General features: G+C 60.6%; 19 protein-coding genes and 1 pseudogene. 12 read left to right on the plus strand and 8 right to left on the minus strand.

The annotated features are described in order from the left end of the window. Positions 1-362: 362 nt before the first annotated feature. From AC1DQR_RS22015 to AC1DQR_RS22035, 5 genes are all read left to right on the plus strand, one after another. Positions 363-1,847, plus strand: a complete 1,485-nt coding sequence (locus AC1DQR_RS22015; protein ID WP_477133785.1) for an NAD-dependent succinate-semialdehyde dehydrogenase — start codon at positions 363-365, stop codon at positions 1,845-1,847. Between the two features lie 46 nt (positions 1,848-1,893). Beyond that, positions 1,894-2,697 (plus strand): 4-hydroxy-2-oxoheptanedioate aldolase, encoded by an 804-nt coding sequence (gene hpaI / locus AC1DQR_RS22020; protein ID WP_416052090.1) that lies wholly within the window; start codon positions 1,894-1,896, stop codon positions 2,695-2,697. Between the two features lie 113 nt (positions 2,698-2,810). After that, positions 2,811-4,211: an FAD-binding oxidoreductase gene (locus AC1DQR_RS22025; RefSeq protein WP_477133837.1), complete on the plus strand. Its 1,401-nt coding sequence runs from the start codon at positions 2,811-2,813 to the stop codon at positions 4,209-4,211. 125 nt (positions 4,212-4,336) lie between these two features. Further along, positions 4,337-4,954: an RNA polymerase sigma factor gene (locus AC1DQR_RS22030; RefSeq protein WP_477133786.1), complete on the plus strand. Its 618-nt coding sequence runs from the start codon at positions 4,337-4,339 to the stop codon at positions 4,952-4,954. Further along, positions 4,920-5,708, plus strand: a complete 789-nt coding sequence (locus tag AC1DQR_RS22035) for a FecR family protein (protein ID WP_477133787.1) — start codon at positions 4,920-4,922, stop codon at positions 5,706-5,708. The genes AC1DQR_RS22030 and AC1DQR_RS22035 overlap by 35 nt, the downstream gene beginning before the upstream one ends. Before the next feature lie 462 nt (positions 5,709-6,170). On the opposite strand, the gene AC1DQR_RS22040 is transcribed toward AC1DQR_RS22035, so the two are convergent. The 7 genes from AC1DQR_RS22040 to AC1DQR_RS22070 form a co-directional block, all read right to left on the minus strand. After that, positions 6,171-7,166, minus strand: coding sequence for a fumarylacetoacetate hydrolase family protein (locus tag AC1DQR_RS22040; protein WP_416052087.1), 996 nt, complete (start codon positions 7,164-7,166; stop codon positions 6,171-6,173). A 54-nt stretch (positions 7,167-7,220) separates the two neighbouring features. Further along, a complete protein-coding gene (locus AC1DQR_RS22045) occupies positions 7,221-8,183 on the minus strand; it encodes a Bug family tripartite tricarboxylate transporter substrate binding protein (RefSeq protein WP_477133788.1) in 963 nt (320 codons plus the stop codon). Between the two features lie 35 nt (positions 8,184-8,218). Then, on the minus strand, positions 8,219-9,247 hold the full coding sequence (locus AC1DQR_RS22050; RefSeq protein WP_416052085.1) for a porin: 1,029 nt from the start codon (positions 9,245-9,247) through the stop codon (positions 8,219-8,221). Between the two features lie 80 nt (positions 9,248-9,327). Beyond that, on the minus strand, positions 9,328-10,932 hold the full coding sequence (locus AC1DQR_RS22055) for an AMP-binding protein (protein ID WP_416052084.1): 1,605 nt from the start codon (positions 10,930-10,932) through the stop codon (positions 9,328-9,330). Then, on the minus strand, positions 10,929-12,167 hold the full coding sequence (locus AC1DQR_RS22060) for a thiolase family protein (RefSeq protein WP_416052083.1): 1,239 nt from the start codon (positions 12,165-12,167) through the stop codon (positions 10,929-10,931). The genes AC1DQR_RS22055 and AC1DQR_RS22060 overlap by 4 nt, the downstream gene beginning before the upstream one ends. Positions 12,168-12,241: 74 nt before the next feature. Beyond that, the gene (locus tag AC1DQR_RS22065) at positions 12,242-12,922 is read right to left on the minus strand and encodes a TetR/AcrR family transcriptional regulator (protein ID WP_477133789.1); all 681 of its coding nucleotides are present in this window, start codon (positions 12,920-12,922) and stop codon (positions 12,242-12,244) included. A gap of 70 nt (positions 12,923-12,992) precedes the next feature. After that, positions 12,993-13,796: a cyclase family protein gene (locus AC1DQR_RS22070; RefSeq protein ID WP_416052081.1), complete on the minus strand. Its 804-nt coding sequence runs from the start codon at positions 13,794-13,796 to the stop codon at positions 12,993-12,995. Between the two features lie 458 nt (positions 13,797-14,254). On the opposite strand from AC1DQR_RS22070, the gene AC1DQR_RS22075 reads away from it, so the two are divergent. Continuing rightward, positions 14,255-16,690 carry a TonB-dependent siderophore receptor gene (locus AC1DQR_RS22075; protein WP_477133790.1) on the plus strand — a complete coding sequence of 812 codons (2,436 nt, stop codon included), beginning with the start codon at positions 14,255-14,257 and terminating at the stop codon, positions 16,688-16,690. A 54-nt stretch (positions 16,691-16,744) separates the two neighbouring features. Further along, positions 16,745-16,876: pseudogene (locus AC1DQR_RS22080) on the plus strand (PepSY domain-containing protein); the annotation flags it as partial. A gap of 25 nt (positions 16,877-16,901) precedes the next feature. Here AC1DQR_RS22080 and AC1DQR_RS22085 read toward each other — a convergent pair. After that, the gene (locus AC1DQR_RS22085; protein WP_477133791.1) at positions 16,902-18,101 is read right to left on the minus strand and encodes an MFS transporter; all 1,200 of its coding nucleotides are present in this window, start codon (positions 18,099-18,101) and stop codon (positions 16,902-16,904) included. A 93-nt stretch (positions 18,102-18,194) separates the two neighbouring features. Here AC1DQR_RS22085 and AC1DQR_RS22090 point away from each other — a divergent pair, with 93 nt between their 5' ends. From AC1DQR_RS22090 to AC1DQR_RS22110, 5 genes are all read left to right on the plus strand, one after another. Beyond that, positions 18,195-19,589 (plus strand): aminotransferase-like domain-containing protein, encoded by a 1,395-nt coding sequence (locus AC1DQR_RS22090; RefSeq protein ID WP_477133792.1) that lies wholly within the window; start codon positions 18,195-18,197, stop codon positions 19,587-19,589. A gap of 107 nt (positions 19,590-19,696) precedes the next feature. Beyond that, positions 19,697-20,242 carry a DUF1697 domain-containing protein gene (locus tag AC1DQR_RS22095; RefSeq protein WP_416052076.1) on the plus strand — a complete coding sequence of 182 codons (546 nt, stop codon included), beginning with the start codon at positions 19,697-19,699 and terminating at the stop codon, positions 20,240-20,242. 38 nt (positions 20,243-20,280) lie between these two features. Continuing rightward, complete coding sequence (locus AC1DQR_RS22100; RefSeq protein ID WP_416052075.1) at positions 20,281-20,874, plus strand: thioredoxin domain-containing protein; 594 nt, start codon at positions 20,281-20,283, stop codon at positions 20,872-20,874. Positions 20,875-20,943: 69 nt separating this feature from the next. Then, entirely contained in the window at positions 20,944-21,753 is an 810-nt protein-coding gene (locus AC1DQR_RS22105; RefSeq protein ID WP_416052074.1) for a YbaY family lipoprotein, read from the plus strand. Between the two features lie 137 nt (positions 21,754-21,890). Continuing rightward, the gene (locus AC1DQR_RS22110) at positions 21,891-22,241 is read left to right on the plus strand and encodes a hypothetical protein (protein ID WP_416052073.1); all 351 of its coding nucleotides are present in this window, start codon (positions 21,891-21,893) and stop codon (positions 22,239-22,241) included. Positions 22,242-22,243 lie beyond the last annotated feature (2 nt).

The following is a 22,243-nucleotide window of genomic DNA, read 5'->3' on the forward strand; positions in this document are numbered from 1 at the left end:
ATTGAGATTGAGGGGCCAAATGGCCTCCCAACCGGGTAGAGAACGGGATTGCGCTGACGCAACCAGCCGGAGAGCCGCGGAGATCCAAACCGCGATGGTGTCGATAAGACGCCCGGGTCACGAAACTGAGTTTTTCAGGCGATCCTTAAGGCGATGCGCGTTTGGGTCCCGGCCGCTCTTTTCGTTGGATCCCGAGGGGTAGTCGCCCCATCCGGCGCGCCTTCTTTGCCTACTTTCTTGGCAAGACAAGAAAATAGGTCGCCGCCCCGCAGGGGTGGTGAAACTGCAGTTGCAGTTGTCCTTGAATTTAAGCAGTTGCAGTTGTGGTTGCGGTTGCACTCACCCCCCATATCCCAAAAACCATGCCATCCACCCCACTCCCCCTAACCCACCCAGCCCTGCTCCGCACCAGCAACCTAATCGGCCAAGCGTGGTCAGCCGCCCACACCGGCCACCGTCTGGATGTCACCAACCCTGCCACCAACACCGTCTTCGCCTGCGTGCCCGACAGCGACGCCCGGGATGCCATCCAGGCAACCGATGCCGCAGCAGCCGCCTTCCCAGCCTGGAGCCGCCGCACTGCCCGCGACCGCGCGCAGATCATCAAGCGCTGGCACGCCCTGATCCTCGAACATCAGGAAGACCTGGCCCAGATCATCTCCGCCGAACAGGGCAAGCCCATCAAGGAGGCCCGCGGCGAAGTGCTGTACGGCGCCTCCTACGTAGAGTGGTTCGCAGAGGAAGCCACCCGCATCAGCGGCGAGATCGTCGCCGAGTCCGCCCCCGGCCGCAAGATGCTGGTGCTCAAGGAACCGGTTGGCGTGGTAGCCGCCATCACGCCGTGGAACTTCCCGCTCGCCATGATCGCGCGCAAGATCGCGCCCGCGCTGGCCGCCGGCTGCACCGTGGTGGCCAAGCCCGCGGAAGACACGCCGCTGACCGCGCTGGCGCTGGTCTACCTGGCGCAGCAAGCCGGCCTGCCCGCCGGTGTGCTCAACATCGTCACCGCCTCGCGCGCCAATACGCCCGCCGTGGTCGATGCCTGGCTGGCCGACAGCCGCGTGCGCAAGATCACCTTCACCGGCTCCACGCCGGTGGGCAAGCACCTGGCCCGCGAATCCGCGGGCACGCTCAAGAAGCTGTCGCTGGAGCTCGGTGGCAATGCGCCGTTCATCGTGTTCGACGACGCGGACATCGATGCCGCCGTCGATGGCCTGATGGCCTCCAAGTTCCGCAACGGGGGCCAGACCTGCGTCTGCCCGAACCGCGTCTATGTACAGGCTGGCGTGCACGACTATTTCGTCGCGCGCCTGTCGCTGCGGGTGGCCGCGCTGCAGGTCGGGCCTGCCACCGATGACGCGTCGCAGATCGGCCCCATGATCAACGCGCGCGCCGTGGAGAAGATCGCCCGCCATGTCGAAGATGCCGTGGCCAAGGGCGCCGTGGTGATGACCGGCGGCGAACGCGTGCGCCTGGCAGACGGCCCGCACTACTACGCGCCCACGGTGCTCACCAACGCCACGCCGCAAATGGCGCTGTCGTGCGAAGAAACGTTTGGCCCGGTAGCCGCCGTGTTCCGCTTCACCGATGAAGCCGAAGTGATCCGCGACGCCAACGACACGCCCTTCGGCCTGGCCGCCTACTTCTACTCCAATGACGTGCGCCGCATCTGGCGCGTGGCGCAGGCGCTGGAAACGGGCATTGTCGGCGTCAATGAAGGGGCCATCGCCTCGGAGGCCGCGCCCTTCGGCGGCGTCAAGGAATCCGGCTACGGGCGCGAGGGCTCGCGCCACGGGCTGGACGACTACATGCACACCAAATATATTTGCCAGGGCCTGCTCGGCTAAGACCCGGCGGCATCCCATCCACGCCCACGACATTCTTCGGAACACCATGCCCGCACAAAACGCATTCAAGGCCGCGCTGGCGGCCAGCCAGCCCCAGATCGGCCTGTGGCTCTCGATGGCATCGCCTTATCTCGCCGAAGTCTCGGCCACGGCCGGCTTCGACTGGCTGCTGATCGACGGCGAGCACGCGCCCAACGACCTGCGCGGCACGCTAAATGCGCTGCAGGCGATCGCCCCGTACCGCTCGCAACCGGTGGTGCGCTGCGTGGCCGGCGAAGTCCCGCTGATCAAGCAGTTGCTGGATATCGGCGCGAAGAACCTGCTGGTGCCGATGGTGGATACCGCCGAGCAAGCCGCCGCGCTGGTATGCGCCACCCGCTACCCGCCGCAGGGCATTCGCGGTGTGGGCAGCGCCGTGGGCCGTGCCTCGCAATGGAGCGCGCGCACCGACTACCTGGATGTGGCCGACGATGAGATCTGCCTGCTGGTGCAAGCCGAAACCGTGAAGGCCCTGGCGAACCTGGATGCCATCTGCGCCGTCGACGGCGTCGACGGCGTCTTTATCGGCCCCGCCGACCTGGCCGCCTCCATGGGCCATCGCGGCAACCCTGGCCACCCCGAGGTGCAGGCCGCCATCGAAGGCGCCATGCGCACCATCGCCGCCAGCGGCAAGGCCGCGGGCACGCTGACCTCCGACCCCAAGCTGGCGCGCCGCTACCTGGATCTGGGCTGCACCTTCGTGGCGACGGGCGTGGATGTGCTGCTCTATGCCAGCGCGGCTCGCCGGCTGGCCGCGGACTTCATCGGCACCGGCGCCGCGCCCGCGGCAGGGCCATCTGCCGCATACTGATGCCCGCCACCGCAATCGCAGAACACGACTGAATACGACTGAATACGACAAAGCACGCCAACATGCCGACTGATTCCCACACCGCCCCCGCCACCAGCGCCACCCTGGCTGCGATGCAAGCCATCGTCGGCGCCGGTGCCTGCCTGAGCGGCGACGCCGACACCGAGTCCTACGTCACGGACTACCGCCGCATCTACCGCGGCAAGGCCCAGGTAGTGGTCATGCCCTCCACCACCGAACAGGTCAGCCAGGTCATGGCCTGGTGCCACGCGCACGATGTGCCGGTGGTGCCGCAAGGCGGCAATACCTCGCTGATGGGCGGCGCGGTGCCCGACGACAGCGGCACCGCGGTGCTGCTCAGCCTGGGCCGCATGAACCGCGTGCTGGCCGTGGACACCATCAACGACACCATGACGGTGCAGGCCGGCGTCACGCTCAACGCGGCCCGCACCGCCGCCGAGCAGGAACAGCGCCTGTTCCCGCTGCGCATCGGCTCGGAAGGTTCCTGCCAGATTGGCGGCAACCTGGCCACCAACGCGGGCGGCACCGCCGTGCTGCGCTACGGCAATATGCGCGACCTGGTGCTGGGCATCGAGGCCGTGCTGCCCGATGGCCGCATCTACTCGTCGCTGCGCGGCCTGCGCAAGGACAACACCGGCTACGACCTCAAGCAACTCTTCGTCGGCTCGGAAGGCACGCTCGGCATCATCACGGCGGCCGTGCTCAAGCTGATGCCGCAGCCGCGCGCCAATGCCGTGGCCTTCGTGGCCATGCAAAGCCCCGAGGCCGCCGTGCGCCTGCTCGGCGTAGCCAAGCAGCATGGCGGCCAGGCCGTCACCGCGTTCGAGCTGATCTCGGCGCCCGCGCTGGAACTGGTGCTCGAATACCTGGGCGACGTGGCCTCGCCGCTGCCCGCGCGGCACGACTGGATGGTGCTGATCGAGCTGACCTCCGGCGGCAGCGACGAAAGCCTCAACGCCACGCTGATGGAAATCCTCGAAGCCGGGCTGGCGCAAGAACTGGTGCTGGACGCCGCGGTGGCCGCCAGCCTGGCCGACGCCCAGCGCTTCTGGCGCATCCGCGAGGAAATCTCGGACGCGCAGACCCGTACCGGCGGCAGCATCAAGTGCGACGTGTCGGTGCCGTTGTCGCGCATCGCCGCGTTTATCGGCGACGCCTCGGCCAAGGTGCTGGCACTGGAGCCCGCCGCGCGCATGGTGATCTACGGCCATATGGGCGACGGCAACGTGCACTTCAACCCGCTGCGCCCCAAGGACCGCAGCGCCGCGGACTTCCTCGGCCAATGGTACGCACCGATCTCCGAGGCGGTGGACACGCTGGCCCACGCGGAGAACGGCTCGATCTCCGCCGAGCATGGCATTGGCGTGGCCAAGCGCGACGACCTGAAGCGCTACAAATCGCCGGTGGAGCTGGAGCTGATGTGGCAGGTCAAGCGGGCGCTGGATCCGAAGAACCTGCTCAATCCCGCCAAGATGCTGCCAAGGCTGGACTGACGGAAAGCGGGTTCCGGCGGCCTATCAATGCGAAACGTTCTCATTTATAATCCGCCGGTTCCCGTCGCACACAGCGCAACAGATCTAGCCGCCGCCACATCTCAGCCACCAGACGGGCAAGTTTTTTGTCCTCTTTCTGGCTGGGGTGCATCGTGCATGTGCGGTATTACGGCGAGCTGCTGCGTTTCTTCTTACGTGAAGTCAAAAACCTGGATGAGGCGCAAGACCTGGTCCAGGAAGCCTGCGAGCGCGGGCTGGCCATGGCCAGCGCCGGCGAACGCATCGATGACCCGCGCGCGCTGCACTACAAGATCGCCCGCCACCTGCTGATCGACCGTCACCGCGCGCGGCAAGTGCGCAACCACGAGTCCGACGCCGTGCTGCAAGACATGGCGGGCCCGCTCTCCGACGACCCGGAAGCGGCCTATGCCGGGCGCCAGCGCGGTCGCCTGCTGGTCGCCACCATCGAACGCCTCCCGCCACGCTGCCGCGAAGCCTTCGTGCTCCACAAGATCGATGGCCTGTCCCACGCCGAAGTGGCCGCCCGCATGGGGGTGGGCATCAACGCCGTGGAGCGGCACGTCATGCTGGCGGTGGCGGCCTGCCGCAAGGCGCTGGGCGACGACCCACGCAAGGCAAGAACGCAGCCGGCATCCGGACTGCCATCCGGGCTAAGCGCTGGGCGCCACCGGCGACGCGCATCCCCCGGTGCCTGCACCGGCAGCCAAACGCGCCCGCACTAGCCGCCGGCTACTGCCCCATGCCCTCGTCGCGACCTTGGCGGCCGGCTTGCTGGGCGGCGGCTGGTTCGGCTGGGACACCTGGCAGAACCAGCCCGTCTTCAACCGCCACTACGCCACGCAACGGGGCCAGAGCCTGGATGCCACGCTGCCCGACGGCAGCCAGCTCGTGTTCGACACCGCCACCCAGGCCGACGTGACGCTCTACCGCAACCGCCGCGAGGTCAGCTTGCCCGAGGGCCAGGCCGTCTTCAAGGTCCAGGCCGACAAGTCCCGGCCCTTCCACGTCATTGCCGGTGCGGCACGCATTACGGTGGTCGGCACGAAGTTCTCCGTGCGCTACACCCCTTCCATAGGCAGCAAGGCCGTGCAAGTTGCCGTGATGGAAGGCAAGGTACGCGTGTCCAGCGCCAGCGGCGAAGGACACGGGCAAACCGTGGAACTGACGCCAGGACAAGCCGTGAATGTCGACGACCAGGGGCGGCCCGGCCGTGTCGACTCGGTGCCGCCCGACGCCATGGCACCGTGGCGACGCCGGCGCCTGAGCTTCGACAACGCGCCTCTGGCAAACGTGCTGGCCGAACTAGGCCGCTACGGCGAATCCGGCCTGCGCGTGAGCGATCCCGCCATCGGCGGCCTGCCCGTCACGGCCAGCGTGGATCTCGACCATATCGGCGGCTTCACCCGCAGTTTGCCGCTGGTGCTGCCCGTGCGCCTGCGGCAGCACGATGGCGCCACGGACATCGTCGCGCGTTGACGGAAAAGGTGTTGGGGATTTGTGAAATACGGCTCACCTATGGCCCGCCCCTTCAGGGCCGCTCTTCTTTCTGCGCCACGTTGATTTGCGGGCAAGCTCGATGGCCCGATGGCAGAGTTCAGCCAGTAACGGTCACGCAAGCGGCCGACACCCAGTGGCCGACGCTGCCCGCTTCCCGTCAGTGAGCGCGTGCAGGCGAAAGCGAGATGGAATTCAGATCTAGTCGCATACGATGCATTCAACACATTCTCCCGTCGCGCGACTGGTAACAGGAGCTTCGAGGCGTCGTATTCCTGAGCATGCGTTACAGGGCCCTTCTGCTGTCGACGAAGCGGTGAGCTGCGCCATCCAGTAAAGGCTCCGGAACGCGAAGCCCGTGTGCCCAGTCTTTGATGCACACTTGACGAGATCCGCCGCCCGCATGGGCGGCATACGTAAGCCGATCCCCGGCGCATGGTTGCCTTAGTGCCCCCATGGCGTGACACGATAAACCTGATCGATCGCGCCGAAGACAGTCGACCCATCCGGCATTCTGACTTCGATCCGAACCCGATCGTCGGGCTTTAACCACGACGTTCTTTCTTCGCCGAACTCCAAAATGTCCTGTGCACGGCGCTCAAGAATGCAACATTGGCCGAAAGTGTCCCGGTCATAAGTTGCGACGGTGCCGCCAGCGATAATCGTACCCGCGGTGAGCCTTCTATGGCGCGAGGCCTCCGAAACCAGCGTCGCGAAATCGAACATCATGTGCTCCGCCCCGTCTGGGCAACCAAATACCTCGCCGTTCCACTTGACTTCCACCGGAAGTGAAACTTTGAAATTGATCCAATGTTCACCAAGCTCGTCCGGCGTAACTAAGAACGGCGCGAGTGTCTTTTTAGGCTTGCAGTGGTAAAAACCGAAACCTCTCGCGTGCTCCACCCTTTGAGTAAGTCGAAGACTAATGTCATTCATAAGCCCAATCAGCAGAATTCCATTTTCGCCTTCGGCCTTTGTTGCCATTTGCTTGACGTCGTTAGTCACGACCACCAGTTCGGCCTCGAAATCCGTACCTAGATCGTCAGTGCCGAGAATGAAGTCTTCCGTTGGACCCAAGATTGAGTCGGAAACGCTCTGATAGAAGCTGGGCTTCTCAGCCATTTCCTCAGGGAAACTCTGTTTTCGCATGCTAAAGCCGAGTTCTAAATGCGGCCTGTATCCGCCGCCGTCGAGCAACTGATACGCACGAGGCAACGGCGCTCGCCACCGCAACTCGCTGATTGGTACCGTTGCGCACAGTGTGCCTTCCTGCAGGCGTTGATACTCTGCATGCAGAAGTTCCGAATATTTCGACCACGAATCGATGGCCTCTTGCATCGTGCTAACGATGTGCGATACAACGATCGCCTGGCCTGAGCTCGTGTCGGCCAAAGCGAGAGCACCATCCCGCGTCCAATTGTCAACAGTCCCAAGTTTCACGCTTTCATCTCCTTCGAAGATTAGTTGTTTTCCGGGCTGTCCCGGCGACCTAGATCAATCAAGTTGAATATGGTGGTCCTTGATTAATTTTCCCCAGATTTCAGATTCCTTGTTAATTCTTGAAATCATTTCCTGAGAGTTAATTGAAACTGGAGAATAACCGAGATCTCGCGCACGGTCCTTAATAATTGACATTCGATTAATTTTATCGATCTCCTGCTGATATCGCTGAATAACGACATCCCCCGTTTTTCCGGGCGCCCAAAATGCGTTCCAACCCGACAAATCATAGTTTGGCAACGTCTCGGATATTGCCGGTACGTCTGGAAGAGCGGCGAGCCGCTTCAAACCGGTCACTGCAATCGGCTTGACCTTCCCTGCTTTAATTTGAGGGATAGCGGTGGCCGCAGGCTCCATCAATAATTGGATGTGACCTGCCGCCAAATCGTTAATCGCCGCTTGCTTATATGGCACGTGAGTAAGCTGAATATCTGTTGCCTGCTCAATCAACATTGTGCCCAGATGCATCATGCTCCCGTTTCCGCTGCTGCCGTAGTTTAGCGCTCCCGGCTTGCTTTTCGCGAGTTTGATTACATCATTCAAATTTCTGACAGGTAAATCATTATTCGCAATGAGAACATATGATCCTGCCAAAACTATCGAGATGGGCTTCAAATCTCGCTTTACGTTAAATGTCAATTTTTTATAAAGATATGGATTTATCGTGACAAGTTGATTGTAGCCAAAAAGAATAGTGCTCCCATCCGGATCAGCTTTCGCAACATTTTCCGTTCCGATTATTCCGGAGGCGCCAGGCTTGTTGTCGACAACAACAGATCGCCCCAACACTTTCTGTAACTCATTCGCATAGATTCTCGCAAAAATGTCCGGAGCAGACCCGGCAGAGGCAGGAACTACGATTCGAACGGGTTTTGACGGCAACCACGACGATGATTGAGCCAGCGCGGCTGACGAAAATATTGAAAATGTGAGAAAAAAGCATCCACGAATATTCATTTAGGACTCCTCAAATAAAACAGCGCCTATTCAAATCAGAATTTATGTCGCATGCCGATACCTGCCGTAATTCCGCTACCGAAATTTCCCTGCTTGTCATAGAGCACGTTTCCGTAAATATCGGTTCGCTTTGACAGCGGATGAATGTAACCAACTGCCGCGTCGCGCCGACGAACGTCTGCCTGGGCGGAGGAGTGAATATTAGTTTGCGTTACACCGAGCGCAATTTTTCCGACCGAAAATGGAATATTCGCGCCAACCATGAACGTATCCGTTCTAAAGGTCGTCCCGCTCGCGCGCGTCGCGTCATATTGCAAGATTGGCTTGATCCAGCCAAAGTCATAAGCAGCGCCTGCTACTAAGACGCTCTGTGCCCAACTTCCCGTCGGCAGGCCTGGACCTACGCGAGTTCGTTGAAATAAGATGGTTGCGGTAAGTGGTCCGCGGTCCAAATACAACATAGCGACGGCATTGTTCGAGGAGTTCGTGCCACTGACCTCGCCCAAGCTATAGACAAAGCGACCAGACACGCCGGCATATTCGGGGGTGTAGTAGCCGACGGCATTGCTCCAGGCCGTGTCGCTTGCGATGTATCGGCCAAACGATGGAACCCAAAGCGGGTTCATCACCGGGGAAAAGACCGTCGAACCTCCAAATGGATCAAACTGAGCGGTCGCCAAGTAGGTAGGATTGGATAGTCGCCCGATGCGCACCTCTCCCCCCCTTCCTTCAATGCCAATGTAGGCGTTCCTTGACAGAAGACTGTCGGCTGCTGATCTCCCAGATGCTCCCGTATCGATTTGGTAGAAGCCTTCCAACCGGAAGTTTGCCTTCAGGCCATTCCCAAGATCCTCACTTCCTGCCACGCCCCAAAATGACAACGACATTCCGCCGCTGCCGATGCCAACTGCACTGCCGCTGGCCCCACTTGGCTTCATCGTGCCAAAGTATGCGTCCGCAATGCCATACACTTGCCCGCCCGCGTTGACGGGTGTCGCTGCAGCCAGAAGAATCGCCAAGGCGAACGCTTTCCGGCCGCTACGGCGGCCATATTCAACAATCATGTCTCCTCCAATTTTTGAATTTTTTATTACGAACTTTTTCAGCCGTATATTTTTGTTATTTTTAATTTATCTTATCCAGTCTAACGGCCGTATTTTCCAGTATGAAAAACGTTTCGTGGCTGCTTCTCGAATTCAGAAATCAAGAACCTATCCTGCGGTTTCTCCGACGCAGTTTTTGGTATATTTTCCATGATATGAATATAGGTCGGAACGAAATTCGCCTCCAGCATATCGCGGCAAATATTGATGAGCTTTTGCAGATCGAAGCTAATGATGCGAGATGGTACGACTGCGGCAACAATATCCATCTCTCCGGGCGCTTTTGACGCTGCATCGATACCGTAGACATAGACATCGTCCACAAATCCTGAATCTGCGATTACGCGCTCGATGAATGCGGTATTGACAAAATCTCCATTTTTTCGAATTCCTCCGCCCTTTCGATGTGAAAAGAAAATCCAGCCGTCCGAATCTGTGCGAACAATATCCCCCATATGCAGCCATCCGCCCGCACATTTGCGCTTTGACGCTTCCGGAGCGCCGATATATTCGACTGTGATAGGCGAGCCATCTGCCCGCCCAATGAGTAGTTCGCCCAAGGCTCCCGGAATCACCGGCTCTCCAGCCTCGTCCACGATCCTTGCAATAAAGTCATTTCCGAGGCGTCCACAACTCCCTACAGGGCCAACCCCTGGAGGATTCACTGCGAGCCCACCTTCTGCCGCTCCATAGAATTCAAGAACTTGGACGCCAAAGCGCGACTCGAATCTGCGCCAGATCGACTCAGGCATACCCGCAGAGACCACCAGGCGCACTGGATTCGTCGCATCGTCACCGCGAGGAGGCTCTGCATATACCGCCGTAGTCATCCCGCCGAGCAAAGTAAATGAAGTACATGCGAAGCGACGTGTAATATCCCAGAGACGGGTCTTCGTGAACCTGCGCGAGATCACGATGGAAAGCCCACCGACTATCCCCGCGCCGAGCGTTACAATTTGCGCATTGGCATGCGTAAGCGATAAGCCGGTATAAAGGCGATCTGACGCTACGTATCCAAACTGATTAAAAGCTGCCCTAGACGTGCTGAAGTAGCGTCGATGGGTCATTACGATACCCTTTGGATCGCCGGTGGTCCCCGATGTGAAGAGAATTTCCATGGGATCGTCCGGGTCGATCTGATGCCCGATCTCGTCACCATCACGATAGAAATCGGTGAAATCTCTTATCAGTTCGTTACAGGGTCTCGCGGCCGCTTTTTCACCGGTGGCAAGGACCGCAATGCAGGTGAGCGAGGGCGATTCATCCAAGATTTCCAGAACGTGCGGGAGCGAGTAGTCGGCCGACACCAATGCAGACGCGTTGACCTGGGCCAGCATGAATGCGAGTTTTTCCCCACGCGTTCGAGGATCGATTGGCACGAGCGTCACGCCGATCAGACTGCACGCAAATAGCAACTCGATGAACTCGAGATGATTTGCCATGAGCGTCGCGCACCTGTCACCAGATGCTAATCCGCTATGCTTCAGGCCGCGGCCCACTGCTTGAATCCGATCCCACAATGCGGCATACGTGACTTCGACGTCGGCGACCTTCGCCGCCCCTTCAAATATCAATGCTACAGAATCGGGAGTCTCGAAAGCCCTGCGGCGGATCACATCGAGGATGGTCACCTCTAGATGTTTCATTGGTCCTCTCTCTGCAAGACAGAGACCACGATGGTCGCTGCGTCGTCCCCAATCCAGCCCCCACCATTCTCTGCGACGGCAGTACGCGCGCCGTCAACTTGGCGAGCTTCTGCGCGTCCCAGCAGTTGATCGAATAGCTCAACGAGTTGAGCACATCCAGAAGCACCAATGGGATGCCCTTTGCGAAGCAATCCGCCGGACGTGTTAACGGGAATGCGGCCACCGAGTTCTGTCGCGCCACTTTCAATCAATTCGATCCCCGCACCGGGTTTTGCAAGGCCCAGATACTCGTAGTAAATGAGTTCCGCTGGCGCCCCTGCATCGTGTAGCTCGACTACGTCAATGTCACTGGGTTCGATGGCGGCCTTTTCGTAAGCCTTCCTCGCCGCATACGGCACGAGCTTTTCCTCGCCGTCCTGGTAATCCCAGCCAGTAGCGGCAACGGACGACAGTACCCGCACACGCTTTTGCAGCCCGAGCTCGTTCGCCTTCTTCTCTGAAACGAGTACTAGGGCCGCCGCTCCATCACCGATAGGCGAACACATGGGTCGCGTCAACGGGGCGACTACCATTGGTGCAGCTAGCACTTCCTCCACAGTCAACACTTCCCGGAACTGGGCTTTAGGATTCAAGCTGCCGTGCTTTGAATTTTTTGCCGATACCATTGCGAAGTGCCGAGCGGTAGCCCCAGTCTCTTTCGAGTACTCACGTGCCATTGCTGCGTAGATATCCATAAAGAGAGATCGAGTGGTACCCGCCCCGGCAAGGTCGGCTTCCGAGCCGGTTTCTTTGATATTCTTCGCGAGCGACGCTAGAACGTCGTCCATTGCCTCCACGTCGACTGCGCCCTGGAAGACTGAGAACGTCTTGCGCTTATCTTCGCTATACAATTTTTCGAAGCCAGCCACCAACACAACGTCGTAGGCGCCCAGTTCGATCATCGTGACTGCTTGCTGGAATGCAGAGGCAGACGTGGCACATGCATTCTCAATATTGACAACTGGAATGCGCCCGAGGCCCATGCCTCGAAGTACAACCTGTCCGGGGACCAACACTTGCCCCGTCATTACGCCCGCGGCCGCGTTTCCCATGTACGCCGCCTGAATCGCATTTTTGGACATCCCCGCATCATTCAACGCAGCCGAAATAGCTTCGGAAGCCAATGATTTAAGGCCTCGGTCAAGATGTTTTCCGAATGCGGTCATTCCCGCCCCGGCTATATATACTCGATTCATAAAGAAGGGTTTCCGTCGGCAGTAGTAACATTGTTACTGAGTGGTTATAAAGAGAGATTTTGAGCGTCATAAAATCACGTCTCAACAAAAGCCTGGCTAGAGCTAATGCCTTCCCATATAATAGAAAAAATCTCTTCTGTCTTTCCAACCAGCGAGTATTTTCTACGACGATACTCCCACATAACGAACGTTCTGTTCAACATGCCAGCGAATGCGTCGAGGATCGACAACGCTGAAATATCTGAACGGACTTCGCCGCGTGCTTGGCCATCACTAATAGACTTCAGGAAGATCTGCATGACGTCATGCTGATGGTAGGTCGCATCTCTCATCCAACGCTCGAGAGGAACGGTCAGGAAGACGATTCTGCCGACTTTTGGATGTCGTTCGTAGAACTCGAAATGCCGCCTTAGAGAATCTTGCATTCCTTCCCTTATCGATTGGCATCCCACCAACGGAGCAACGGCATGAGGATAAAGCTCTCTAAACCAATCATTAATAAACCAAAATAGCAAAGACTCCTTATCCCCGAAATAGCGGTAGATGGTATTAAAACTCATTCCCGCTTCCTTCGCGATGGATCGCATATCAGCGCGGTGGAAATCGCCCTCCGAATATATGTTCAGAACCACCGGTGATAACCGTTCGCTAACATCCAAGGGGATTGCGCGGAAGTCTGAAGGCGCACAACTGGGCTCACGAACGCTGCTGGCGGTATGCTTTGTATCACGTTGCAACTTCGTTACCTTACTCATGATGTTTGCCGGTGGCTATCAACAAAGTGTCTTTCCAGGAAATGGGCCCTGGCGCCCACGGTGCACAACCTCAATCCGGGATGAAGCCAATCACCCGTGCGGGAGCAGCGCTGCATCCCGCGAGCTTAAGTGGGAACAGGCCAACTTGAAAGCCGCTAGCTGGCAAGGAGGCGAGATTGACCAGCTTCTGGATGATAAACGCCTCCTTGACGGTGATGGCCTTGTGTGCATCCCATAGAAGTCGCTTGTTTCCGGTCCGCTTAAAATCGGCGCTCATGACTGGAAAGGGGCGGTCCCACCCAATGGCATCGGTCCCAAGAGCTCGAACACCACGCTCGGTGAGATGTAGGGTGCTTTCCCAAGTCATGCCAGGGTAGTTGAAGTACTCCGGATCGGAGATTTTGAACCGTTCCTGACCTGTGCGGATGAGTACGGCATGACCATGTACATCATCTACCGCGGCTTTCCGTTGCGCCTTGTCGAGCATCTCGCTGGTGATTGCTTGCCCTGGAGCGACATACTCGCGCACGTCAAATACGACGCCCGGTAGGAAAAGTTCGTTCAGATCGATTTCGTCGATTGTTCTGGAGGTTCGTCCTTCGCAAAGCGATCCGCTGTGTAGAGGTGCATCAACATGAGTGCCGCAATGCGATGACATCTCCAGCAACACTTCTGATCCCCATCCCTCCCCATCCGGCAAGTCGGCATGCGTGCATCCAAGTGCTGCACAAAAAATATCCTTCCCGGCAGCGTTAGGCGCGTGATATTCAATTCGGGGCGCGAAGACGTTCGCAATTGGCGTACCACGCATAGGCTCGGGCAAGCGATCCCGATCAGTCGGATCGATAGTACCGGTCAGGTCAACAAGCTTCATCTGAGATTCTCCGAAATTGCTCAGCTACGCGCCAAGCGACAGGTACAGTAACATTGTTACTCAAGCCAATGATACGGAGCGGACCGGCAGAGGTCAACCTCCGTTCTTTGCGCGTTTTCCCTAGTGACAAAGGTTGGGAGGACATTACGTCCTGCGCGCCGCTTGGCTTCGAGGCCTTGGACATCTGGCGGAAGAACCCGTTACGGTGCAGGAGCAGTCATCGGCGACTGCCGCCACATGCCGCCGCTGCGGGTCGGTCAGAGACGACTGGAAGGCGGGGATGTGACTGCTTGATTAGTCAACACGTCCCGGATTTCAACAGATTAATGAAACGGCTTGTTCTCAACGGCATCCTTTTTTCAAGGGGGACATCAGGATTTGTGTTCGTGATTCGTCATCTGTAGAGAGGGCGTCGTTTTCTTGACGCCATATTCATACAGAAGAAGGATCGAATGCAGATGTCTCCTACCCCGTTCGCCTTGGCGCCGCTGGCGCTGGCGGCTTTCCTGGTGCTCGGCGCGCCGTACGCCGCGAACGCGCAATCCACAAGCAGCGCCGGTACGCCGGTGGAGATATCCATCACCGCGCAGCCTTTGGCGCAGGCCCTGACCGAGCTGGCGCGGCAAGCCCGCATCACGCTCGTCACCGCGCCAGCGTTGCTGGCCGGCAAGACCGCGCCAGCCGTCACCGGCCGACTGACCACGCGGCAAGCACTGGAGCGGCTGCTGGCTGGCAGCGGGCTGAGCGCGGACATCGACGGCACGGCCGTGACGATCCGGCGGACTGCGCAGGCTGCATCCGACGACCACGCCACGCTGCCCGCCGTGACAGTAAGCGCGCAGGTCGAGCGCAGCGCGATGACCGAGCTCACTGGCTCGTACACCAGCCCGGTGCTGACCATCGGCAAGATGACACAGTCAATCCGCGAAACGCCGCAGTCCGTCAGCGTGGTGACGCGCCAGCAGATGGACGACAAGAACCTCACCAGCCTCGACCAGGTCCTGGCGCAGTCCACCGGCGTCACCCGCTCGCAGAGGAACTTTGGCGACCACAAGTTCACCATCCGGGGCTTCGCGGTGGACAACGACAACTACATGATCGACGGCGTCTCGGGCACGCTGTACTCCTCCACCGGCTGGCTGCCCCTGGACACCGCCATCCTTGACCGGGTCGAGGTGCTGCGTGGCGCGGGCGGCCTGATCGTGGGGGCCAGCGACCCGAGCGGCGCCGTGAACCTGGTGCGCAAGCGCCCGCGCACGGAGCGGCATTTCGACGTGACGGCCAGCGTGGGCTCATGGAGCAACTACCGCACCGACATCGATACCGGCGGCCCGCTCAACGCCGAGGGCACCATCCGCGCTCGCATGGTAGCCGCCTATGAAGACCGCAAGTACTTCTACGACGTCACGCATTCCCGCCAGCCGCTGCTCTATGGCGTCATCGACGCCGACCTGGGCCGCGACACCACGCTGACCCTGGGCGTGCGCCACCAGCTGAAGACCGCCGACGGATTCTGGCTGTTCGGCCTGCCCCGCTACAGCGATGGCGGCGCGCTGGACGTGTCCCGCTCGACCTCGCTGGTGCAAGACTGGAACCGTCAGAGGGCAACGGTCAACGAAGCCTTCGCCGAGGTCGAGCATCGCTTTGACGGCGACTGGAGGGCCAAGGTCTCCTACAACCACACCGAGGGCGAGCTCGACCAGCGGGTGGCGATTCCACGCGGGGCGGTGGACCGTGCCATGGGCACCGGAACCCGCTTCTATAGCCTCTACTTCAAGGACCTGAAGGTTGTCAGCGATGGGATCGATGCCAACGTCACCGGCAGCTTCGCGGCATTCGGCGGCACGCACCAGATCCTGGTCGGCGCCAATGCATCGAGCCAGCGCGTAAAGAACAACAGCGCATCGCTCGACGATGGCACCGCCATCAATGTGTTCAACCCGAATCACGTCGCCATTCCGGACCCCATGCGCCCGGCATGGAGCAGCGAGGAGGATTCCCGGGACCGGCGCTACGGCATCTACGCCAGCGCGCGCCTGCAACTGGCCGAGCCCTTGCACATGCTGCTTGGCGCACGGCTGAGCTGGCTAGACTACCGCGCGTCGGAGCGCCTGAGCGCCAGCCAGCTGCGCGACGACAAAGTCGATCATCAGCTCACGCCCTACGCGGGGGTGGTGTATGACCTGAACAAGCAATGGTCGCTGTACGCCAGCTATGCGGACACCTTCCAGCCGCAGAGCCAGTACCGGAGCGTCTCCGGCGATACGTTGAAGCCGGCGATCGGCGCCAACTACGAGGCGGGTGTGAAAGGCGAACTGTACAACGGTCGCCTCAACGTTTCGGCGGCGGTGTTCAGCGTCAGGAAGAACAACATTGCCGTGTCCGACGCGGCCAACTATGGCAACTGCCCTGGCACCTCCGCCGACGCAGAGTGCTTCCGCAATGGCAGCACGCTGCGCAGCAAGGGCTTCGAGGCCGAGGCCAGCGGCGAGATCCTGCCCGGCTGGCAGGTGGCCGCAGGCTACACCTATGTGACCAGCCGCAACGACGAAGGCGGCAGCATCAACGCCGAGACTCCGCGCCATCTGCTGCGCGCCTCCACCACCTATCGCCTGCCGGGAGCGTGGAATGCCTGGACCATCGGCGGCGGCGTATCGGCGCAGACCGGCTACTCGTATTTCGCAGGCGACGACCCCGAGGTGCACATGGGCGAAGGCGCGCGCGCGGTGTGGGACCTGCGTGCCGCTTATCGCATCAACCGCCACTGGACGGCCGCGCTGAACGTGGCCAACCTGTTCGACAAGCGCTATTACGCCATGCTGGGCGAGCTGCGGCGTGGCAACTACTACGGCGAGCCGCGCAACGTGACACTGACCTTGCGCGGGTCGTTCTGATCTTGCCCGCCGATCCTGCACGCTCGTGACATGAAAGACAGTTTTCGCCAGCGCATGGCATGGCTTCATACCTGGTGCGGCCTGGCCTGCGGCTGGCTGCTCTGCGCCATTTTCCTGACCGGCACGCTGAGTGTGTTTCGCGAGCCGATCACGCGCTGGATGCAGGCGCAGCCGGCATTGCCCGGCAGCCAGGGTCTTTTTGAAATGGCCTCTAAATCGTCCGATATCTCCTGATAGACGATCGCAGCACCATCGACAGCGCGAGCAAAACGGTCGCCACAATGATTGCGCCGTCGAAGATCCAGAGGGCCGAATGCACGCCGACCCGATCCGCCAGCGCACCGCTCGCGATGACCGGCACGCTGAATCCGAAATACGCGAAAAGGAAATAGCCGGACGTTGCCCGAGCCCGGTTGGCGTCGGTGGAACAGGTTGAATTCGCGGCGAGGCCTGCGAGATAGGTAAAGCCGTAGCAAGCCGCGCTCGCGAGCATCGCGCCTGACAGCAGCAAGGGTAACGACGAGTAGACGACGCCCGCGATCAATACGGTGAAGCCGCAGGGTACGAGCAGCATGCCCAGGCGCAACGACTGCGGAGGCGATAGCTTGCGCGCCACGGGCTGGACAATGAGTCCGGTTGAAATCACGAAGAACGTGGAAAACCCCGTCCACGCATCGTGCCCATGCGCGGCGAGCGCCACCGGGACCAGAGCGATCACCATCCCGACGGCCGACCAGGCAATGAGAATCGCAACGCCATAGATGAGCGTCTGCCTGGGAAAGACGGGCATGCGCAGCCAAGCCGACGAACGCGGGAACGACGGCTCCCGGATCACGGCAAGCAAAACCACCCCGCAAGCGGCGCAAAGTATGTAAGCACCATAGGTCACGGGAGTCTGTTGAGACGGCGCAGCCAGGAGACAGAGGCCGGTCGCCAGCGCGCCGCAGCCGAAGCCCAGCGAGGTGGCCGCCGCGACGATGCGCGCGGCCCGCGCAGCCGCCGCCGGCCGAGGCCCGATCAATTCGACAAGAAACTGCGTGCCGCTTCCAGCCATCAGTCCGGTCGCGATGCCGCACAATCCGCGTGCCGCTGCCAGCGCCTCTAGCCGGGGCCACATCATCGGCAACGCGGTTGCTGCGGATGTCAGCAGCAGCGCGCCGATCAAAGGCAATTTCCGCCCTACGCGATCCGATAGCCCGCCAAGAAAAATCAGCGTGGGCACCAACCCGGCCACGTAACAAGCAAAGGCAAGCGTCTGCGCCCCCGCGCCCATCTGGCTTGCCCGTGCATAGGTCGTATATAACGGCGCCTGCAGATTCACCGCGCCGGTAATCAGGAACAGCGTCAGGGCCACCACCCGGACGGGCCATGGGCCCGCCTTCGCGGTGGAACGAACCAAGGGATCAAGCATGGGTGTGTGGGCAAGAGATCGAAGGAACTGAGTATTGGCCCTCGGAGATATTAGTGCAATAATTTCATTGCACTAATATCAATCCAAGAAACGATGGCAGCCCCTGCGCGATACCTGGAACACGTTGAAAGACTTGCGTCGCTGATACAGGACGGCACGCTCGAAGCGGGCAGCCGGTTGATGGCGCACCGCGATTACGCGGACGAGCATGGCATCGCCGCTGCGACCGCCGCCCGCGTCTATCGGGAGCTCATTGAGCGCGGACTGGCGATTGGCGAAGTTGGGCGAGGTACCTTTGTCCGCACACTAGAGACACAAGCCGCCGCCGAGTTCTCTCAAATCAGCGAGCGCGAGCCCGGTCTGATCGACCTGGCGTTCAACTATCCGGTCCTGCCCGAGCAAGCCGCACAGTTGCGTCATGCGCTTCGCAATCTCTCGGACAAGGGAGACCTGTCGACCCTGCTCGACTATCACCCGCATCCTGGGCGTCGCGAAGACAGGGAGATGGCGGCAACGTGGTTCTCCACCGCCAGCGCGCCAATCGATGCCGCGGGCATCATGGTCTGTGGCGGCAGCCAGCACGCCCTGAGTGTCATTCTCGCAAGCCTTGTCACACGGCGTGATCTGGTTGCCGTGGAATCCCTGACCTACCCCGGTTTCAAGAGCGCCGCAAAACTGTTGGGCATCCCCCTGGTCGGCGTTCCAATCGACGACGATGGCATCATGCCGGACGCGCTCGACGCGGTTTGCCGCAAGCATGCAGGCCGGGTGCGCATCGTCTACACCATGCCCACGGTTCACAATCCCACCGGGAGCGTGATGCCGCTCGCGCGCAGGCTCGCCTTGATCGAGGTCGCGCGTCGCCACGACCTGCTACTGGTCGATGACAGCGTGTACGGCTTTCTCGAAGCGTCGCCTCCACCAACGCTGCGCAGCCTGGCGCCAGATTGCGTAATCGAAATTCACAGCCTGTCGAAGAGCGCGGCCCCCGGGTTGCGAGTGGGCTATATGGTCGCGCCCGAACGGTTCAGGGAACGGCTCCATGAGGGACTTCGCGCCACCTTGTGGTCCGCAAGCGCCATGACAGCCGCACTGGCCACGGCATGGATGCGGGATGGCACGCTGGCGCACTGGATCGTGGCGAAGCGCGACGAGGCGCGATTGCGGCAAGACCTCGCGCGGCGCATCCTCGGGGCGTGGCCCATCAAGGCGCACCACACCAGCTTTCATCTTTTGCTCGACCTGCCGAAACACTGGAGACCCGATGACCTCGTCTTCGCACTGGCACGGCAAGGCGTGACAATCACACCCCTGGCCGCCTTTGCCGCGCCTGATGTGTCGGCAAACCGTACGATAAGAATCGCCATGGCGGCGCCTGCCACAATCCGCCAACTGGAAGCCGGGCTCCTGGCCGTGGCGCAGACGTTGAACGGACCACGCCAGCGTGACGCGGTGCAGACGGCCAGGAACGCACGCCCCAGCCCTTGACGCGGGCCTCGATGTGATAGAGCTCGGTCAGCCGGGCCACGATGGTCGGCTCCTACATGGAAGCGACGCAGTCTATACTTGGCGTTTAGCAGCCGAGAACATTCACGATGGCGTCGAACCATGAAGACAAGATCATTCTGTTGCGCGGTGTAACGCCGACGGGAAAGAACAAGGTGCTCATGGCACCGCTGCGCGCTGCGCTGGAAGAAGCGGGGCTCGGCAACGTAAGAACCTACATCCAGAGTGGCAACGTCATTGCTTCCACGAACCTGAACCAGTCCGCCATCGAGGACCTGGTTCACGATGTCATCAAGGAACGGTTTGGCGGCGATATCAAAGTCCTGGCAAGGTCCGCGCCGTACTTCAACGAAGCGATGGAGAACAACCCGTTCAAGGGCGCCGATCCCGCCAAGCTCTATTTCACGCTGCTGTCAGCCGGGCCTGAAGATGCGTTGCTCGAAGTGTTCCATGCGCTTGGACATGCGCCAGACCAGGTACAAGTGGTCGGCGACATGGCGTATGTGTTGTGCGCCACGAAATACAGCGATCTGAAGGCCAACAACAATTTCATCGAGAGAAAGCTCCAGGTGGCCGCGACGACGCGTAATTTCAATACGATCTCGAAGCTCATTGCGCTCGGTGCTATTGGCTGACGGCTTTCCTCCTGAATCGTCTTTGAAACGATCTCCATATGAAAAGAACACTACTGCTGCCGATCTGCGCAGCGCTCATCGTCCAGGTTTATGGTTGCGGAGAGAAAGCCAAAGTCGATGCGAATCCCGCGCCGTCTAGCGTCGCCCAGCAGCCGGCTGTCACGCTGTCGATCGAGTCCGTGGCAAGCAACACGCACGGGTTCAATGCCGGCAATGTGCTCAGCGCCAGGAAGATCTATATCTTCTTTGATCCGCAGTGCCCCCATTGCGGTGAGCTCTGGAAGGCAGCGAAGCCACTGCTGTCGTCCGCGCACTTCATCTGGATCCCGGTCGGACTGCTGACCCCGGAAAAATCCGCGCTGCAGAGTGCCTACCTGCTCGGTAGCCAGAACGCCGTCAAGGAAATGGACAATCATGAAGCCTTGCTCGATGCACGCAAGGGTGGGCTTGAGGTCTCCGCCGCACAGGCCCCGGAAATTGCCGTGAGCCAGGTCAAGGCCAACACCGAGTACTTTCTACGCTTGAATCTGGACAGCGTGCCATTTGCCGTATATCAGGGCCCTGGGGGCGAGATGTTGACGTTTTCGGGGGCGCTGACTACCGATGCACTCAAAGAGCGGCTTGGCATATAGTCAGCCGTTGTTTCCCAACCTGGCAAACTACCTGATCGTGATGGCGTGAACGCTTCACGATTTCACCTGATGAACCTGAGAATGGACAAGACCATGTGGAAGCACCCCGTACGCCAAACCCTTGCCGCATTCGCTGCCACCCTGGCGTTACCTGCGCTGGCCGGTATCGTGACGGGCACGGCGACTTATCGTGAGCGTATCGCGCTGCCTCCCGATGCCGTGTTCGAAGTCACGCTGCAAGATGTGTCGCGCGCCGGCGCGCCAGCCCTGGTTATCGGCCGCTCCACGCTGGATCCGGCGGGCCAGCCGCCCTTCCATTTCGGGGTTGCCTACCAGGACCAGGCGATCGAGCCTGGCCATCGCTACGCCGTGCGGGCGGTGATCCGGCAGCATGGCCGGTTGCTGTTCACCACCGACACGCATGTCCCGGCGCTGGGCGGCAACAACGCGCCGCTCCAGTTGCAGCTGGTATCGGCTTCCAGGGGCGAGGGGAAGCCATCGGAAAAGCGAACTGCCCAGGTGCCCGACAGCCCGTTGCGCGGCACCTACTGGAAGCTCACGCGGCTGGGCGATGCGCCGGTCAGCGTGGCGGAGCGCCAGCGCGAACCGCACCTGATCCTCGCCCCGCACGAAGCGCGGCTGTCAGGCAATGGCGGCTGTAACAGCCTGATGGGCGGCTATGAAGCCGATGGCGACCAGCTTCGCTTCAAAGGCCTGGCGGGCACCATGATGGCCTGCGCGCAGGGCATGGCCCAGGAAACGCAGTTCCTGCATACCCTGGAAACGGTACGGCGCTACCGCATTGCGGGCCGCCAGCTCGACCTGCTCGGCGCCGACAATGCCGTGGTGGCGAGCTTCGAGGCTGTAGCGCTGCGGTAGAAGAGAGGCTGTCCATCTAAGGGGGGCAGCTGCGCGTTTGCGTGTTGTCACAAGACCCACGCAGAAGTCCAGGCCTGGCTTGCGCGCAGGTGACTGCGGCCGCCTCGCAGCGGATACAGGCGTGACCGGAAGCCGTGATGCACGTCAATTCGCATCATCTGGTGCTGGGCGCGCTGCGCGACCGGCACCTGTTGGCGGTCGCGGATCGACTGGGATTGGCCGTGCGGCCAGCACACTTGCCACTGCTTGCCCGCACCCAGAACCATCAAGAAAGCGCCACTTTTTGCAGACAAGCCACACAGGTCACGGGTAAAGTGCAGTTTCCGTCGCGTGCCACCACGCAACGTGCTGGGTCGCACCACCCATCACCCCGTCAACCGGATCGACGGATTGCGGCCGTGGGCGGTAGCGCTCAGGCCTCACTCAAATCAGCTTTTCTGACCGACTTTCCGACCTATTACCTACTTACCTATTACTCCGGAGCGTGACA

This window comes from Cupriavidus sp. 05L411 (assembly GCF_056398045.1).

What these genes read in the sequence shown, in the direction of transcription:
- AC1DQR_RS22065 (WP_477133789.1), bottom strand. Translation starts at nt 12,922, where the DNA reads ATGAGTAAGGTAACGAAGTTGCAACGTGATACAAAGCATACCGCCAGC.
- AC1DQR_RS22075 (WP_477133790.1), top strand. Translation starts at nt 14,255, where the DNA reads ATGTCTCCTACCCCGTTCGCCTTGGCGCCGCTGGCGCTGGCGGCTTTC.
- AC1DQR_RS22025 (WP_477133837.1), top strand. Translation starts at nt 2,811, where the DNA reads ATGCAAGCCATCGTCGGCGCCGGTGCCTGCCTGAGCGGCGACGCCGAC.
- AC1DQR_RS22070 (WP_416052081.1), bottom strand. Translation starts at nt 13,796, where the DNA reads ATGAAGCTTGTTGACCTGACCGGTACTATCGATCCGACTGATCGGGAT.
- AC1DQR_RS22110 (WP_416052073.1), top strand. Translation starts at nt 21,891, where the DNA reads ATGCACGTCAATTCGCATCATCTGGTGCTGGGCGCGCTGCGCGACCGG.
- AC1DQR_RS22050 (WP_416052085.1), bottom strand. Translation starts at nt 9,247, where the DNA reads ATGATTGTTGAATATGGCCGCCGTAGCGGCCGGAAAGCGTTCGCCTTG.
- AC1DQR_RS22015 (WP_477133785.1), top strand. Translation starts at nt 363, where the DNA reads ATGCCATCCACCCCACTCCCCCTAACCCACCCAGCCCTGCTCCGCACC.
- AC1DQR_RS22045 (WP_477133788.1), bottom strand. Translation starts at nt 8,183, where the DNA reads ATGAATATTCGTGGATGCTTTTTTCTCACATTTTCAATATTTTCGTCA.
- AC1DQR_RS22105 (WP_416052074.1), top strand. Translation starts at nt 20,944, where the DNA reads ATGAACCTGAGAATGGACAAGACCATGTGGAAGCACCCCGTACGCCAA.
- AC1DQR_RS22055 (WP_416052084.1), bottom strand. Translation starts at nt 10,932, where the DNA reads ATGAAACATCTAGAGGTGACCATCCTCGATGTGATCCGCCGCAGGGCT.
- AC1DQR_RS22100 (WP_416052075.1), top strand. Translation starts at nt 20,281, where the DNA reads ATGAAAAGAACACTACTGCTGCCGATCTGCGCAGCGCTCATCGTCCAG.
- AC1DQR_RS22060 (WP_416052083.1), bottom strand. Translation starts at nt 12,167, where the DNA reads ATGAATCGAGTATATATAGCCGGGGCGGGAATGACCGCATTCGGAAAA.
- AC1DQR_RS22095 (WP_416052076.1), top strand. Translation starts at nt 19,697, where the DNA reads ATGGCGTCGAACCATGAAGACAAGATCATTCTGTTGCGCGGTGTAACG.
- AC1DQR_RS22085 (WP_477133791.1), bottom strand. Translation starts at nt 18,101, where the DNA reads ATGCTTGATCCCTTGGTTCGTTCCACCGCGAAGGCGGGCCCATGGCCC.
- hpaI (WP_416052090.1), top strand. Translation starts at nt 1,894, where the DNA reads ATGCCCGCACAAAACGCATTCAAGGCCGCGCTGGCGGCCAGCCAGCCC.
- AC1DQR_RS22090 (WP_477133792.1), top strand. Translation starts at nt 18,195, where the DNA reads ATGGCAGCCCCTGCGCGATACCTGGAACACGTTGAAAGACTTGCGTCG.